Annotated in this window: 12 protein-coding genes; 2 read left to right on the top strand and 10 right to left on the bottom strand. The window is 66.7% G+C overall.

Annotated elements, in window-relative coordinates; all coding sequences use genetic code 11:
* Nucleotides 1-144 precede the first annotated feature (144 nt).
* On the bottom strand, nucleotides 145-1,071 hold the full coding sequence (locus tag PXJ20_RS26220; protein ID WP_421032485.1) for a hypothetical protein: 927 nt from the start codon (nucleotides 1,069-1,071) through the stop codon (nucleotides 145-147).
* A 379-nt stretch (nucleotides 1,072-1,450) separates the two neighbouring features.
* Here PXJ20_RS26220 and PXJ20_RS26215 point away from each other — a divergent pair, with 379 nt between their 5' ends.
* A complete protein-coding gene (locus tag PXJ20_RS26215) occupies nucleotides 1,451-3,451 on the top strand; it encodes a hybrid sensor histidine kinase/response regulator (RefSeq protein WP_421032484.1) in 2,001 nt (666 codons plus the stop codon).
* Here PXJ20_RS26215 and PXJ20_RS26210 read toward each other — a convergent pair.
* The 4 genes from PXJ20_RS26210 to PXJ20_RS26195 form a co-directional block, all read right to left on the bottom strand.
* A complete protein-coding gene (locus PXJ20_RS26210; protein WP_421032483.1) occupies nucleotides 3,417-4,181 on the bottom strand; it encodes a response regulator in 765 nt (254 codons plus the stop codon). The genes PXJ20_RS26215 and PXJ20_RS26210 overlap by 35 nt on opposite strands.
* A gap of 616 nt (nucleotides 4,182-4,797) precedes the next feature.
* Complete coding sequence (locus PXJ20_RS26205) at nucleotides 4,798-5,124, bottom strand: hypothetical protein (RefSeq protein WP_277599939.1); 327 nt, start codon at nucleotides 5,122-5,124, stop codon at nucleotides 4,798-4,800.
* The gene (gene cydB / locus PXJ20_RS26200) at nucleotides 5,099-6,103 is read right to left on the bottom strand and encodes a cytochrome d ubiquinol oxidase subunit II (RefSeq protein ID WP_126877535.1); all 1,005 of its coding nucleotides are present in this window, start codon (nucleotides 6,101-6,103) and stop codon (nucleotides 5,099-5,101) included. The genes PXJ20_RS26205 and cydB overlap by 26 nt, the downstream gene beginning before the upstream one ends.
* Before the next feature lie 61 nt (nucleotides 6,104-6,164).
* Complete coding sequence (locus PXJ20_RS26195; RefSeq protein ID WP_026121216.1) at nucleotides 6,165-7,574, bottom strand: cytochrome ubiquinol oxidase subunit I; 1,410 nt, start codon at nucleotides 7,572-7,574, stop codon at nucleotides 6,165-6,167.
* A 519-nt stretch (nucleotides 7,575-8,093) separates the two neighbouring features.
* Between PXJ20_RS26195 and PXJ20_RS26190 the strand changes: the two genes are divergently transcribed.
* A complete protein-coding gene (locus PXJ20_RS26190; RefSeq protein WP_277599652.1) occupies nucleotides 8,094-8,660 on the top strand; it encodes a putative glycolipid-binding domain-containing protein in 567 nt (188 codons plus the stop codon).
* Nucleotides 8,661-8,758: 98 nt separating this feature from the next.
* Here the strand turns inward: PXJ20_RS26190 and PXJ20_RS26185 are convergent, their stop codons facing one another.
* The 5 genes from PXJ20_RS26185 to PXJ20_RS26165 all read right to left on the bottom strand — a co-directional run bounded on the left by PXJ20_RS26185 (nucleotide 8,759) and on the right by PXJ20_RS26165 (nucleotide 14,316).
* The gene (locus tag PXJ20_RS26185) at nucleotides 8,759-9,643 is read right to left on the bottom strand and encodes a metal-dependent hydrolase (protein ID WP_421032482.1); all 885 of its coding nucleotides are present in this window, start codon (nucleotides 9,641-9,643) and stop codon (nucleotides 8,759-8,761) included.
* Nucleotides 9,644-9,717: 74 nt separating this feature from the next.
* Nucleotides 9,718-10,620: an SDR family NAD(P)-dependent oxidoreductase gene (locus PXJ20_RS26180; RefSeq protein WP_017773657.1), complete on the bottom strand. Its 903-nt coding sequence runs from the start codon at nucleotides 10,618-10,620 to the stop codon at nucleotides 9,718-9,720.
* Between the two features lie 93 nt (nucleotides 10,621-10,713).
* On the bottom strand, nucleotides 10,714-12,306 hold the full coding sequence (locus tag PXJ20_RS26175; RefSeq protein WP_421032481.1) for a flavin-containing monooxygenase: 1,593 nt from the start codon (nucleotides 12,304-12,306) through the stop codon (nucleotides 10,714-10,716).
* A gap of 263 nt (nucleotides 12,307-12,569) precedes the next feature.
* On the bottom strand, nucleotides 12,570-13,517 hold the full coding sequence (locus PXJ20_RS26170) for a MerR family transcriptional regulator (protein WP_421032480.1): 948 nt from the start codon (nucleotides 13,515-13,517) through the stop codon (nucleotides 12,570-12,572).
* A gap of 238 nt (nucleotides 13,518-13,755) precedes the next feature.
* The gene (locus tag PXJ20_RS26165) at nucleotides 13,756-14,316 is read right to left on the bottom strand and encodes a GNAT family N-acetyltransferase (RefSeq protein ID WP_421032479.1); all 561 of its coding nucleotides are present in this window, start codon (nucleotides 14,314-14,316) and stop codon (nucleotides 13,756-13,758) included.
* Nucleotides 14,317-14,500: the final 184 nt, after the last annotated feature.

Below are 14,500 nucleotides of genomic sequence, written 5' to 3'. Positions count from 1 at the left end.
GACGGCGAAAACGGCGGGACGCGTATTGCGCGTATTCATCGTAGACGGTGTGGGCGGAAAGAAAAGCCGGGCCGCGGCGCAGGCGGTCTTTCGCGGGTGCGGTGCCGTCGCGATCCCGGCACCCGCGCACGCCTGCGCGTCCGATCATGCGGCGGCTTCGTTGAGTTCGGGCTCGGCACTTTCTTCGCGATTGGCGAATTCATCGCGTTCATCGCGTCCACCACGTTCATCGCGTGAATTGAGCGAATTGCGCGGCTCCTGCGTATCCCGTGATTCCCGCGATTCGGCCGCGAGCAGGTTGAGCACGACCAGAATCGCCGCGCGATTGTCCGGCTCGATCTCGATGTGAAGCACCTGCGTGAGCCACTGGCCGATTTTCGTCGTGGAAAAATCGGCGGCGTTGCCCGTCTTCTTCGTGGTGACGCCGAGTTTCACGGCGCGGTAGTGATACGAGGGCACGCCGTGCGCCGCGGCCACCGCGGCGAGGCCACCCTTGTATTCGGAGCACCAGCCGAGACTGCCGGCCAGCACGATGCGCTCCGGTTCGTCGAGGCTCGCAATGAACGTGCGGGCCGCGGCGCGCACGCTGCACTCGTCGAGCCCGTAGTCGAGCAGCACGCTGCGCACCGGGTCGTCGATGCTGTGAGTGCGGCGCTCCACGTCGAGCAGGATGCCGTCTTCCTCCATCGAAACGTTGCGCTGGTGGCTCGCGCTGCGCAGGCAGTCGATCAGGTAGCGGCGAAAGTAGGCGCACAGCGCGTAGCCGTTGGAGGGCGCGCTGCCCGCGCAGGCTTCGGTGTCTTCGCGGCCGGGCGCGAGACGCAGCACCCGCGCGTAGATGAACTGGGACACGAGTTCGTCCTTGTCTTCGCCCAGCGCGTAGAGCTCGTGCGGGTGGTAGCTGCGCAGCGTGCGGCGCACGAGGTCGTACATCGAGACCATTTCGTCGTCGGAAAGCGCGGTGCGGCGGCGCCAGAGGTCGGGCAGGATGGCGTCGTCGGGAAGGCGGGACGCAGTGGGGGTGGGCGTTGGCGTCGGCCGGCTGCTTGCCGCGGTGGTCAGGGCGTTCATGGCGGTCTCCATCGGGGAATGGCTTGCGCGCGACAAACGTGGGAAGCCGGCGGGGAGGCCCGTGCTGCGGGCGTCCGCGAGGTTCGCGGGGAAAGCGGGGCGCGCGGAAAGTTGCACGCAGTATGGTTTTTGGCCCCCCGTTCGCCTATATGGATTAAGTGATAGCTGGTGGGTAAACTGCGCGGGTAAACCGTCAGGCGCAGGAACGGCGCCCGCTGAAAGGGCGGCGCCAACCGTTGCCGACGCAGCCCAACGGCGCACGTGAATGCAGCCGAACGCAATCGAATGCAGCCGGGCGCCAGCGGGCCACAGCCCAGCAAAGCCAAAGCCCAGCAAAGCCAAAGCAGCCGCACCCTCTATCCGGCAAGGAGACCGCGCGATGCGGGCCAACCCCGTCCAGCAGGCCATCGACGAAGATCAGGTCCGCGTGCTCTACGCGCAGGACCCCATCGCCTTTTTCACCCACTGGTTTTCGCTCGGCACGCTCGTGGCGATCTACTGGTCCGAGCGTCCGCACTGGTCGGCGTCGTACTCGCATCTCTTCACGGCATGGATGGCGTTCTACAGCGTCGCGAACGTGGCCGGGCTCGCGCTGTGGCTGTGGCACCGGTACGCGGCAGGGGCGCTGAGCGCGCGCAGCTGGATCGTGCTGCACGCGCTGCGCGGCGTGTTCATCTACAGCGCCCCGGGGCTGTCCATCTGGTTCGCGTTTCATAGTACTCAGGCCGATCTGCCGGTGCTGCACACCGTCATGCTGGTCACGCTGGCGGCGGGTGTGTTCATGTCGAACGGCTTCGACTTCCTCAACTTCTCGACATCGATTCCGTTCCTGCTGCTGCCTTCCATCGCGCTTCACTTCAGCGCGCACACGTTCGATCGCACGATTCTCGCCATCGTGTTGGCGTTTTTCTTCTGCGCGATCAACGTCTACGCGGCGAGCTACCGACGGCTGTTCCGTCGCGTGGTGGAAGCGCGCGTCGATCAGCAGCAGCTCGCCGAGACGCTCGCGCAGCAAAAGCTGCTGGTCGAAGAGGCGAGCCTCGCCAAGACGCGCTTCTTCGCGGCGGCAAGCCACGACCTGCGCCAACCGCTGCATGCCATCGGGTTGCTGGCGGCGTCATTGAACGATCCCGGCGCCGCCGCGGGCCCCGGCGCGGGTGGGGGCAAGGGCGGTGAAGCGGGTATCGATGCGGGTACCGAAGCGGGCTCTGGCACGGGCGATGCCGCCCAGGCCGACACCAGCGCCAACCCTAACCCCGACGCGATTCCCGATGCCGCGGCGCAGCGCGAGCGGACCGCGCGCCACATCGTCCACAACGTCGAGGCGTTGAACCAGCTGTTCAACCAGGTGCTCGACCTCGCGCGCCTCGAAAGCGGCGTGACGCAGGTAATCCGGCTGCACTTCCGGCTCGCGGAGCTGTTCGAGCGCGTGGGCAATCAGTATTGGCCGCAGGCGGCGGCGAAGGGGCTCGCGCTGCGCATCGCGCCGACGCAGGCCGTGCTCTACGACGACCCGGTGCTGCTGGAGCGCGTGCTCGGCAACCTGCTCTCGAACGCGATCCGCTACACGGAGGAGGGCGCCATCTGGATGGGTTTTCGCCGCGGGGGACGGCCGGACGGCGGCTATATCGAGGTGCGGGACTCGGGCATCGGCATCGCGGCAGAAGAGCAGCAGCGCATCTTCGACGAGTTCTACCAGGTGGCGAATCCGGCACGCGACGCGCGCCAGGGGCATGGCCTTGGGCTACCCACGGTGAAGCGGTTGATCGACCTGCTGGGCAGCGAACTGCAATTGCGCTCGGCGCCGCAGCGGGGAACGGTGTTCCGCTTCGCGGTGCCCAATGGCGACGCAAGCCGCATCGTGACGAGCCTCGACGATACGGTGACTGCGGGCGCGGCGCCCGAAGGCCGGCGCGTGCTGTGCATCGACGACGAGCCCGCCATTCTGGCCGGGCTGGAAAGCCTGCTTGCGCGCTGGGGCTGCGAGGTGCGCGGCGTGCGCAACGAACATGAGGCCGCGCGACAGATCGAAGCCGGCTTCGCGCCGGACGCGGTGCTCTGCGACTACCAGTTGGCCGACCATCGCACCGGCGCGCAGGCGCTCGCGGCGGTGCGCGACGCGCTGCATCGCGCGGGCGTGGTGGACCCGGTGACGCTGCTGATTACGGGGGACATGGCGTCGTCGGACCTGCATGCGCTCGCGGCGCAAGGCATTCCCGTGCTGCACAAGCCGGTGACGCCGGCGCGGCTGCGCCGCACGCTGCAGACGCTATGGCAGGAGCGCGAGGAGCGGCAGCACCAGCAGCACCAGCAGCACCAGGAGACGGACACGGCAAGCGCGACGCTCACAGTGTCTTGCCCGCCTCCAGCCATCCATTGATCACGGCGATCGCCGTGGAGCGGTTGTGCACGCCGAGCGCGCGAAAAATCACGGAGAGGTGCACCTTCACGGTTCCCTCGGCTACGCCTAGCTCGCGCGCAATCATCTTGTTGGTCCAGCCGCGATGGACGAGCCGCATGATGTCCTGCTGCCGAGGCGACAGGTTTTCGAGCAGATGGCGCTGGTGGGGTTGCAGGAGCGAGGTCGGGGCGGGTGTATCGGTAGTAGAAGCGGCGGTAGACGCGGCGCTGCCGGCGGATCGCGTTGCGCCGGAGTCTTCGTAGAAGGGTGCGGACGGCGCTGCTTCGCGTTGAGCGCCGTCGCGTGCGCCGAGCAGGCTCAGCGCCTCCATCGGCACATAGGCGCCGCCCGACAGCACCAGTTCGATCGCCTTCAGCATCACGCTGGCCGGCTGCCGCTTCGGCACGAAGCCGAGCGCGCCCGCGGCGAGCACGGCGCGCATTTCGTCGGGCGACTCTTCCGCCGAGAGCACCACCACCGGCAGCGCCGGATTGCCCGCGAGCAGCGTCGCCAGCGACGCCGCGCCGCTCATGCCCGGCATGTGCAGATCGACGATGGCCAGATCGTGGTCGGCATCGGGCCGCGCGGCGGCCACGAGGGTCTCCCAGCTGTCGGCCTCGTCGAATTGTGCGTCCGCGTCGAGCCCGCGCAGCAGGCCCTTCACGCCCTGGCGGATGAGTTCATGGTCGTCGGCCACAAGAAACTTCATGGTGTCTCCGCGTGCCGGCCCTGCCGGTTGATTGCGCCGCTGCCGCTGCCGGTACGTTGTGCCCGCTGCGCCGCTTCGTTTGCATCGCGCTTGTCCATCCCTCTCGACATCCGTTCCCCGCATCCGTTGCATTCGTCGCGCCTCGCGGCCGGTCCATCGTCAGCCGGCAGGCGCGCCGCTCCCCGTGCGGCGGCGTCTGCCGGCTCTCCGTCGATGGCGGCGGCGAATGTTGCAGCGAACGCTGCAATGTCCCGCCGTGCCTTGCCGGCTTCGTCTCGCGCTTGCCTCTCGCGCGATGCGTGATTGTTCGCACGGCTCGCGAACGATTGCAACGGTTTCGGCGAATGAAAGATTGGTCCCCCCGCGCGCCGTGTTCCCTGCACCGGCGCTCTATGGCCTGTCTGCGACGCAGCGCGTGGTTCGTGGCGTGGCCACGGGCCTTCGCGTCCGCACTGCAGCGAGGCCCCGGCGGCGCTTACGCCGGAGCCTGTTTCGAAGACGGAAAGCGGGAGGAATTTTTGAAGCGCCAGCCAGAGAGGCGGCGAGTGGCCGGCAAGTGGTCAGCGAGTGGCAGGCACGTGGCCGGCAAGTGGTCAGCGAGTGGCAGGTCAGGCGCTCACTTCACGGCGAAGAGCGTGAGGTTCATCAGCACCTTGAAGGCGAACCCGAGCCCCATGGCGGCGCCCACGCCACCGCACCACAGCGCGACGAACCAGAACCAGCCGGGCAGGTGGCTCGGCGACCCGACGGAAGGTGTCCGTGCGGCAGCCGCATGGGCAGCCGCGCCGGAGACTGCGGCATTGCGCGTCGTGTCGGTGGCGACGCTGGCGATGCCTCTCGTGCCCGCGACGGCCGGGATGCCCGACATGTCCGACACACTCCGCACACCCGACCCGCCGCCCGTTCCCGCCGCCTGCTCAGTGATAGTGATGTTGGTCGCCATGGCGCACCTTGCCGCGAAAGACCCAGTAGCCCATCGTCGTGTAGCCGATGATGATCGGCAGAATGACCACCGTGCCCGCCAGCGTGAACATCTGGCTCGAGCGCGGCGCCGCCGCCTGCCATACGGTCAGGCTCTGCGGAATGGCGTACGGCCAGAGGCTCACGAGCAGCCCCACGTAGCCGAGCAGCACGAGCCCGAGCGCGAGCACGAACGGCGTGACGTGCTCGCGCCGCTTCACGGCGCGGCGCATGAAGAACGCGCACGCGGCCACGAGGAACGGCACCGGCAGCAGCCGCCAGAAGAGGCCGGAGTCGAACCAGCGGGCGGCAATGTTCGGGTCCTGGAGCGGCGTGCACAGGCTCACGAGCCCGATGAACGCAAGCAGCACCACCGTGAGCGGCCACACCACGCGATGCAGCCGCCGTTGCAGGTCGCCTTCGGTTTTCGCCACGAGCCAGCAGCAGCCGAGCAGCGCGTAGGTCACGACAAGGCCGAGCCCCGTGAGCAGGCTGAACGGCGAGAGCCAGCCGAACGGGTCGCCGGCGAAGCGGCCGTCGTCCATGGGAATGCCTTGCAGAAACGCACCCAGCGCAATGCCCTGGAAGAATGCCGCGCCCGCCGAACCGCCGATGAACGCGAGGTCCCAGAGATGCTTCGTCCGGTTGGCCTTCGCGCGAATCTCGAACGACACGCCGCGGAAAATCAGGCACGCCAGCATGAAGATGAGCGGCAGATACAGCGCGGAGAGCACGGTCGAGTAGACCACCGGGAACACCGCGAAGAGGCCCGCGCCGCCCAGCACGAGCCAGGTCTCGTTGCCGTCCCAGACGGGCGCGACCGTGTTCATCATGAGGTCGCGTTCGCCTTCGTCCGGGAAGAACGGAAAGATGATGCCGATGCCGAGATCGAAGCCGTCCAGCACCACGTACATGAAAAGGCCGAGCGCGATGATGGCGGCCCAGATTGTCGTGACGTCCATTGTGTCCTCGTGGGGTGATCCGATAGTTTTCGTTGCGGCGCTCAGGCGTGCGCAGTGGCCCTCAGGCGTCGATCAGCCCGTCCGCGGCCGAAAGCGGGCGGCGTGCCGTGTGAGCCGGTTCGTGGTCGGGTACGCCGTTGGGCGTGGTGCCGGGCAGCGCGGGGCCGGAGCGCATCAGCTTGAGCAGGTAGTAGATGCCCGTGCCGAACACGAGGAAGTAGACCACCACGAAGGCCATCAGCGAGACGCTCACCTGCTGCGCCGTGAGCGGCGACACTGCCTGCGAGGTGCGCATCACGCCGTATACCACCCACGGCTGGCGGCCTGCTTCAGTGGTGACCCAACCCGCGAGCAGCGTGACAAAGCCGCTCGGTCCCATCGCGATGCAGAGCTTGTGGAACCAGCGCGCCTCATGCAGCCGGCCGCGCCGTTGCAGCACCCACGCCGCCACGGCCAGCGCGATCATCGCGATGCCTAAGCCCACCATCACGCGGAAACTCCAGAACACCACCGTCGAATCGGGGCGGTCTTGCGGCGGGAAGCTCTTGAGGCCGCGAATCTCGCCGTCCCAGCTGTGCGTGAGGATCAGGCTGCCCAGATGCGGAATCGACACGGCGTAGCGCGTGGTTTCGGCCTTCATGTCGGGAATGCCGAACAGGTTGAGCGCAGTGCCGCCTTGTTCGGTATCCCACAGACCTTCGATGGCCGCGATCTTGGCCGGCTGATACTCGCGCGTATTGAGCCCGTGCTGGTCGCCCACCACGGCTTGCAGCGGGGCGAGTACGAGCAGCAGGCCGAGCGCCATCGAGAACATCTTCGTCACCGCCTTGTCGCGGCGACCCTTGAGCAGATGCCATGCACCCGTTGCCGCCACGACGAGCGCCGCGACGATGAACGCCGCAATCGCCATGTGCGCGAGCCGGTACGGGAACGACGGATTGAAGATGATCTTGAACCAGTCGGTGGGCACGACGTGGCCGTCCACGATCTCGAAGCCCTGCGGCGTCTGCATCCAGCTGTTGGAGGCGAGAATCCAGAACGTGGAGATCAGCGTGCCGATGGCGACCATCAGCGTGGCGCCATAGTGCGCGCGCGGGCTCACGCGGTTCCAGCCGAACAGCATGATGCCGAGGAAGCCGGCTTCCAGAAAGAACGCGGTCATGACCTCGTACATGAGGAGCGGCCCCGTGACGGGACCGGCGAACGACGAGAAGCCGGACCAGTTGGTGCCGAACTGGTAGCTCATCACGACGCCGGAGACGACGCCCATGCCGAAGGCGACTGCAAAGATCTTCGACCAGAAGAGGCAAAGGTCCTTGTAGTACGCCTTGCCGGTTTTGAGCCACATGCCTTCGAGCACGGCGATGAAGCTCGCGAGCCCGATGCTGAGCGCGGGGAAGACGATGTGAAACGAGACAGTGAAGGCGAACTGGATGCGGGCCAGATCGAAAGCCGAGAGTGCGGTGTTCATATGCCGATGCCAGATTGACTTGATGCGCCGGCTCATGCCGGTGCGCTTGTTGCTGGTCAGTTCATGCTGCTCAATTGCTACTGAAGTGCTGCCGGACTGTTGTCGAACGACCCCTCGGCAGACGGCGTAAGCGTAGGCCAATGCGTCTGGCTTTGCTGCGACGCGGGGTGTGCCAACACGTCGCAGGCGTCAATGACGCAGATCCTGAAAACGCGGCTAAATCGTTGAGGTGCATCAATTTTTTGTTTCACGTCACGACGAAGCCTGCGCGCGGGTGTGCGGCAAAGTGCGTCAATACACCGCGCCGCACCATGCGGCGACGGCGGGAACAGGTACGGGAAGTGCGGGGCCGGCGCGTCGAACGGCGCTTCGGAAGCGCAGCGCGCCGAATGCGGCAATGGCGTTACGATGGAGCGCGGCTGCCGGAGGCAGGAGGCAACGCGTTGACGGACGGCGACGTTGTGTCTCCGGCATCACGAACAGCACAGACGGCACGAACAGCACGAACAGGAGAGGAACATGCGCGAAGTGCGATGGGCATCGGCGGAAGGCGACGGCATCGAGCATCTGACGTTCGACGCGCGCGACGACGGCTTCTACGTGGAGAGCGTGGTGGTGGGGCAGCGCTACAGCAAGCCGTATGGGCTCTTCTACCAGGTGCGCTGCGATCTGCAGTGGCGCACCCTGCGCGCGTACCTCAAGATCGCGGGTGGCGGCGAACTGGAACTGCTCGGCGACGGCGCCGGCAACTGGCACGACGGGCACGGTCAGTGGCTGGGCGGCATCGAAGGCTGCATCGATATCGACATTGCCGCCACGCCGTTCACGAACACGCTGCCCATCCGCCGCCTGCAACTCGCGCAGGGCGAGCGTCAGCCCATTTCAGTGGCCTACATTTCCACGCCCGACCTGCAGGTGACGCGCGCCGGGCAGGCCTACTCGTGCGTCGAACTGAACCGCGAGTATCGCTACGAAGGCATCTTTCGCGACTTCACGGCGAACCTCACCGTGGACGAGGACGGGATCGTCATCGACTACCCGACGTTATTCCGGCGGCTTGCGCCGTTGCCTTTGCCGCCGCGCTGAAAGCAGGCAGCACGATGGGCCGCCCGGCCGAACGATAGGCGGCACGGCGCGCGTTGCCGTTGCATTGAGAACGGCAGCCGCGCAGGCCGTCATCACGCTCAGGCCGCAGCCTGCACGCGCCGACGTGTCGCCTTGCGCACGGCTTCGGGGTTAGTCGCATTCGCAGCGTCCACCGCGGCGACGAGCGAATCGATGCGGGCAAGATGCTCGCGATTGTCGTGGTCCCAGGGGTGAAAGCCCGGCCGGAAGAAGCTGAGCCACTCGCCTGCAATGCCCGGAAACACGCCGTGGCGCGGGCCATACAGGAACTTCACGGTCTGCCACAGGCCGCGCAGATGTCCGCCGCGCTTGCGGTCGGCGATCAGCAACCGCACGTGGTAGTCGAACACGATGAGCCAGAACAGCACCGTGGTCGCGAGCATGGTGCCCGTGCGTAGCAGATAGCGGCCCACGCCGGGCTTCATCACCGTATTCCAGACGTCGAACGAAACGGCCTTGTGCTCCGTTTCTTCGAGCGCATGCCACGTCCACATGCGCGTGTAGCCGGGCTCGGAGCCCTCGATGCGCGTGGCGTCGGACAACAGCATATTGGCGAGCATCGCCGTGTAGTGTTCGAGCGCCACCGTGATGGCAAGCTGGAACGACTGCGGCAGCGTCTTGCGGAACAGGTCCAGCATCCACCAGAGGCGACGGTCGAGCTTGTGCGCGGGCAGGCCTGCGGCGTCGAGCAGATCGTTGTATTCGATGTGTTCGCGCGTATGCATGGCTTCCTGACCGATGAAGCCGAGCACCTGCTGCTTGAGCACCGGGTCGTCGATACGGTCGCGATAGTGGCGCACCGAGTCCATGAAAAAGCGCTCGCCCGCTGGAAAGAGCAGCGAGAGCGCGTTGAAAAAGTGCGTCACGTACGGCCCCTTCGCGTGCCACGTGCAGGCGCGCTCGGGCGGTAGGGCGAAACGCAGGTCGCGGCGCACGGGCATCATGGCCATCTCTCCTCGGGGTTGCGTCGGTTTCGCGGAAGATTGCGTGGATGTTTGCATGGGGGCGCGTGCGTCGTTCATGCTTCGTGCTCCACGGCATGAGCGCGCGCACGGCGTTGCGCGATGCGCCGCATGCGGCGCGTCTGCCACACGACGAGCGCCTGGTACGCGGCGGGCAGACTGCGCGCGAGCCAGTCGGCGGCGCGCGCATCGCGCCCGATCAAGATGCGCCGACGGTTGCGGCGTACGCCGGCGAGAATCGTGCGGGCCGCATCGTCGGCGCTCGTGATGAAGAACTTCTCGAAGTCGTCTTTGCCTTGTTGTTCGTCCTCGATCATGAAGCCGACCATGTTCTTCGCGATGCGGCTGGCCTGCGCGATGTTGGTACGAATGCCACCGGGGTGCACGCAGGTGGCGGACACGCCGCAGCCCATCAGATCGAGTTCTTCGCGCAACGCTTCGGTGAAGCCGCGCACTGCGTATTTCGTCGCGTTGTAGCCGCTCATGCCGGGCTGCGCAAAGAGGCCGAACACGCTCGACGTATTGACGATATGACCTTCTCCCGCCGCTTTCAGATGCGGGAGAAACGCCTTCGTGCCATGCACCACGCCCCAGAAGTTGATGCCGACGATCCATTCGAGGTCGGCGTATTCCATGCCTTCGATGGTGCTGGAGAGCGCCACGCCCGCGTTGTTGAACACGAGGTTCACGCGGCCGTGAGCGGCGACGGTTGCGTCAGCCCAGGCGTACATGGCGGCGCGGTCCGCGACGTCGAGCACGCAGGTCGTGACGGTGAGCGGCGCGCCGATCCTGTCGGGTGCCGCGGCGCGCGCGAGCCTGGCCGTTTCGGTGAGCGTGGCGGCATTGCGATCGGCGAGTGCGAGGTGGCAGCCTTCGCGGGCGAGCGCCAGCGCGAGCGAGCGGCCCATGCCCGAACCCGCGCCCGTGATGGCGGCAACCCGGTCGGTGAAATGCTTCATCGTGGTTCTCCTGTTCTCCCTGGTGTTGCCTGGTGTTGCTTTGCTTTGCATTGCCTTGTCGTTATGAGAGGTGCTTCGCGGCCTTTGATTGCCTCATGGCGTAGTTGCGACGTTGCGCGTGCTGCTGCCGCTGCCGTTTTCAGCGCGTGCGGTGACTGCGGCCGGTGTGGCTGGACGCACGGCCGGCGGCTGGGTCCAGGCGAAGTAGTCGGCCATGTCGAAGGTCGCCGTGGCCTGGCGGAACCGGTAGGCGAAGCCGGGCCACAGCGTCGTGTTCTTGCCCGTGCGCGGATCGAGATACCAGCTCTTGCAGCCGCCCGTCGACCAGATGGTGCGGCCCAGTTTCTGCTGGATGCGCTCGTTGTAGGCGCGCTCCACGTGCGGGCGCACCTCGATGGCGTCGGCGAACTCGCGCTTCATCGTGCGCAGCGCCTGCACGATGTATTCGACCTGCGACTCGATCATGAACACCATCGAGTTGTGGCCCAGCCCCGTGTTCGGTCCGACGATCATGAAGAAATTCGGATAACCAGGCAGTGTCGTGCCGAGGTACGCGTGCGCGCCGTCGCGCCAGGTGTCCACGATGTCGATGCCGTTGCGTCCGATGATCGCGCCGCGCGGAAACGGGTCCGCCACCTGGAAGCCCGTGCCGAAAATGAGGCAGTCGGCGGGGTGCCGCACGCCGTCGAGCGTGACCACCGCGTCGGCCTCGATACGCTGGATGCCGCTCGTCACCACCTTCACGTTCTCGCGCGAAAGCGCGGGGTAGTAGTCGTTCGAAATCAGCACGCGCTTGCAGCCAATCGTGTAGTTGGGTGTCAAGACCGCACGCAGCTGTGGGTCCGGCACCTGGTGGCGCAGATGGCGCAGCGCGATCTTCTGCACGGTTTTCATGAGCTTCGGATGAATCGCGAAGCCGAGCGCGCGCGATTCGAGCATGCAGTAGAGCCCCGCGCGCATGAGCTTCTGCGTGAAGGGCAGACGGCGGAACAGCCACTGCTCGAACGGGCGCACGGCGCGATCGGGCTTCGGCATGATCCACGGCGGCGTGCGTTGAAAGAGATCGAGATGCGCGACGCGCGGCGCGATCTGCGGCACGAACTGAATGGCGCTCGCGCCGGTGCCGATCACGGCAATGCGCTTGCCCGCGAGGTCGTACGTGTGGTCCCACTGCTGCGAGTGAAATGTCTTGCCGGCGAAGCGTTCGAGGCCTGGCAGGTCGGGCAGCGCCGCGCGCGAGAGACCGCCCATGCCCGAGATCAGCACACGCGCGGACCATTGCTGGCCGTTGACGAAGCGCAGGTGCCAGCGGTGGGTGGCTTCGTCGTAAGTGGCGTTCGCAAGCTCGTGGCCGAAGCGGATATGGCGCGTCACGCCGAAACGCTGCGCGCAGTCTTCGAGGTACGCGCGGATTTCGGGCTGCGGCGCGAACATGCGCGTCCAGCGCGGATTCGGCGCGAACGAGAACGAGTAGACGTGCGATTGCACGTCGCAGGCGCAGCCCGGGTAGTGGTTGTCGCGCCAGGTGCCGCCTACGGAGGCGGCTTTTTCGGCGATAGCGAAGTCGGTGAATCCCGCTTCGCGCAGGCGGATGGCCATGCCGAGCCCGGCAAAGCCCGAGCCGATGATCGCGACGTCGATCTCCGCGGGCGCGGCGCTTTCGGCGGGCAGGGTGCGCGCGTTCATCCGATCCGTCTCCTTTTTATTCAGTGTCAACTGTTACATCAGTGGATGTAACGATAGAGGCTGAAAACGGAAGGCGCAAGGAGCGGGTTAGAAAGGGGACTCTATGGGGGTGCCTGCGCTGAGGGCGGTGTGCGGCCGCGCGGGGCCGTAGATGGCGGGACGCCTTGGGCGCGTATAGAGCGCCCGTGGATGGGGGTAAGCGAGGGGACCGCGGCGCCTGCGAACGAAACGCTCGGCCTCAGGCGACCCGATCGCTCGAATCGCTACGTGCGGCCACGTCCGACCTTGGTCGTGCTGCTCCTCGCCGGCTTGTCAGCGGAGCCGCGGCCCGTGGTTCCGGAGGCCGCTGCGTGAGATGCGGCTTTTTTCGCCGTTGGCCGTTTCGTCGCGGCGGCCTTGTCGTCTGCCGTGCCCGCCTCGCCGTGCCCCAGCTTTTCCATGATCGCGGCCACGCGCGCGCCGAGGTAATCGCCAGACGCCTCTTCGAGCGCGCGGTTCATTTCGGTTTCCACGAGCACCATGCCGAGCGGCCGGATGCGCCAGATCGCCTCCACGAGCGCGGGGACGTCCGCGGGCGGCGGCAGGTCGCCGCTCTCGTAACGGTCCAGCTGTCGCACGACGAGATCGACCATCGCCTTTGCCACCGCGCCGAAATGCGGGCGGGCGGCGCGCACGGCGTCGAGCAGGTCCGCTGCAGGAATGCCTTCGTGCGCCATGGCGGCGCCGGCGTTGAGCGCCGCAGGGCTCTTCGCCACGAACGAGAGGCCGTCGCGTTCCAGCAGCCCGAGTTCGAGCGCCTTCGCGAGTACGGTGGGTGAGGCTTTGCTGCCGAACATCCTGCCGAGTTCGACGAGCGAATACTTCCAGGGCCTTTCATGCGACCAGCGGCTGCCAATGGCGCTTTCGAGGCCGAGGATGGAGCGCAGGTCGTGGCCTTCGTCGATGGCCTTGATGAGGTCTTGAATGTTGGCGAGCGTGTAGCCGCGCGCGAGCAGGTGATTGATGAGCTTGAGCCGCGAGACGTGCGTGTCGTCGTAGACGCCCACGCGCCCGCGTTTTTCCGGCGGCGAGAGCAGGCCGCGGTCCTGATAGGCGCGCACGTTGCGCACGGTGGTGTCGGCCACGCGTGCGAGTTCGTCGACGGTGTACTCGTTGCGCGGCGGATCGGACGGCGCGTTGGACGGCGCGGCGGGAGAGGGCGTGTTCGGCATGCCGGAATTCTAACGCGGCGGCGTCTGGCGAGACGCCGGGGCTGCGTGGCGCATGGGCTTCCCAAGGGCAGCGTTCGAACGCGGGCTGAGCGCTGCTCGAGTGCCGCATGAGTGCCGCATGAGTGCCGCATGAGTGCCGCATGAGTGTCGTTTGAGTACAGCGGACATCGCTGGCGAGCCGCCGCACTCAACCACGCTCAACCGCGCTCGACCACGCTCGACCACGCTTAACGCCACATCACGCGCCGGGCGGCACCGCATCGCCTTTGCCGAGCACGCGCTGCATCAAGGTCGTATCGAGCCATCGGCCCTGTTTGAAGCCCACCGACTTCAGTGTGCCGATCAACTCGAACCCAAGGCTGCGATGCAGCGAGAGCGATCCGCCGCGTCCGCCGTCGGCGATCACCGCGACCATCTGGCGCCACGGCCCCTGTTCGCAGCGCTCAATCAGCGCGGCCAGCAGCACGCGGCCCAGGCCGCGTCCGCGAAAGGTGTCGTCGATGTAGATCGAGTCTTCCACCGTGTGCCGGTATGCGGGGCGCGGGCGGTAGGGCGTCGCGTAGCAGTAGCCGGCCACCTTGCCGTCGATCTCGGCCACCATCCACGGCAGGCCCAGGGCGCGCACGTTGGCGAGGCGGGCGCGAAATTCATCGACGGAGGGCGGCGTTTCCTCGAACGATGCCACGCTGTGCTGCACGTGATGCGCATAGATGGCCGCGATGGTGGGCAGATCCTGCTCGGTGGCGTCGCGCAAGGTGGCGTCGCCGTGAGGAGAAACGGAAGGGGAGAGTTCGCTCATGGCTGCTTCGCTGTGTGGCCGCCGTGTATGCGGCGGGCGATGTGGCAAGGCAAGGCACGGCGCCGCGCCGCGCGTTCTGCCGTCACCTTACCTGCATTCGGCGGCGCGTTGAAGCGGACAAAATGGGTTCCCTGGTGCGCTTTGGTACCGTTTGGCACGGTGGCAAGACAGGCTCTTGTCGGCG

The sequence above is a fragment of the Paraburkholderia sp. A1RI_3L genome (assembly GCF_048957895.1).
In the GTDB taxonomy this organism is placed as follows: domain Bacteria; phylum Pseudomonadota; class Gammaproteobacteria; order Burkholderiales; family Burkholderiaceae; genus Paraburkholderia; species Paraburkholderia kururiensis.
This window is presented reverse-complemented; position numbering and strand designations above follow the sequence as displayed.

Bases quoted from the DNA above. Each gene is read 5' to 3' on its own strand.
- PXJ20_RS26205 (WP_277599939.1), bottom strand. From the start codon at position 5,124: ATGGCGACCAACATCACTATCACTGAGCAGGCGGCGGGAACGGGCGGC.
- PXJ20_RS26220 (WP_421032485.1), bottom strand. From the start codon at position 1,071: ATGAACGCCCTGACCACCGCGGCAAGCAGCCGGCCGACGCCAACGCCC.
- PXJ20_RS26190 (WP_277599652.1), top strand. From the start codon at position 8,094: ATGCGCGAAGTGCGATGGGCATCGGCGGAAGGCGACGGCATCGAGCAT.
- PXJ20_RS26175 (WP_421032481.1), bottom strand. From the start codon at position 12,306: ATGAACGCGCGCACCCTGCCCGCCGAAAGCGCCGCGCCCGCGGAGATC.
- PXJ20_RS26185 (WP_421032482.1), bottom strand. From the start codon at position 9,643: ATGATGCCCGTGCGCCGCGACCTGCGTTTCGCCCTACCGCCCGAGCGC.
- PXJ20_RS26195 (WP_026121216.1), bottom strand. From the start codon at position 7,574: ATGAACACCGCACTCTCGGCTTTCGATCTGGCCCGCATCCAGTTCGCC.
- PXJ20_RS26165 (WP_421032479.1), bottom strand. From the start codon at position 14,316: ATGAGCGAACTCTCCCCTTCCGTTTCTCCTCACGGCGACGCCACCTTG.
- PXJ20_RS26170 (WP_421032480.1), bottom strand. From the start codon at position 13,517: ATGCCGAACACGCCCTCTCCCGCCGCGCCGTCCAACGCGCCGTCCGAT.
- PXJ20_RS26210 (WP_421032483.1), bottom strand. From the start codon at position 4,181: ATGAAGTTTCTTGTGGCCGACGACCATGAACTCATCCGCCAGGGCGTG.
- PXJ20_RS26215 (WP_421032484.1), top strand. From the start codon at position 1,451: ATGCGGGCCAACCCCGTCCAGCAGGCCATCGACGAAGATCAGGTCCGC.
- cydB (WP_126877535.1), bottom strand. From the start codon at position 6,103: ATGGACGTCACGACAATCTGGGCCGCCATCATCGCGCTCGGCCTTTTC.
- PXJ20_RS26180 (WP_017773657.1), bottom strand. From the start codon at position 10,620: ATGAAGCATTTCACCGACCGGGTTGCCGCCATCACGGGCGCGGGTTCG.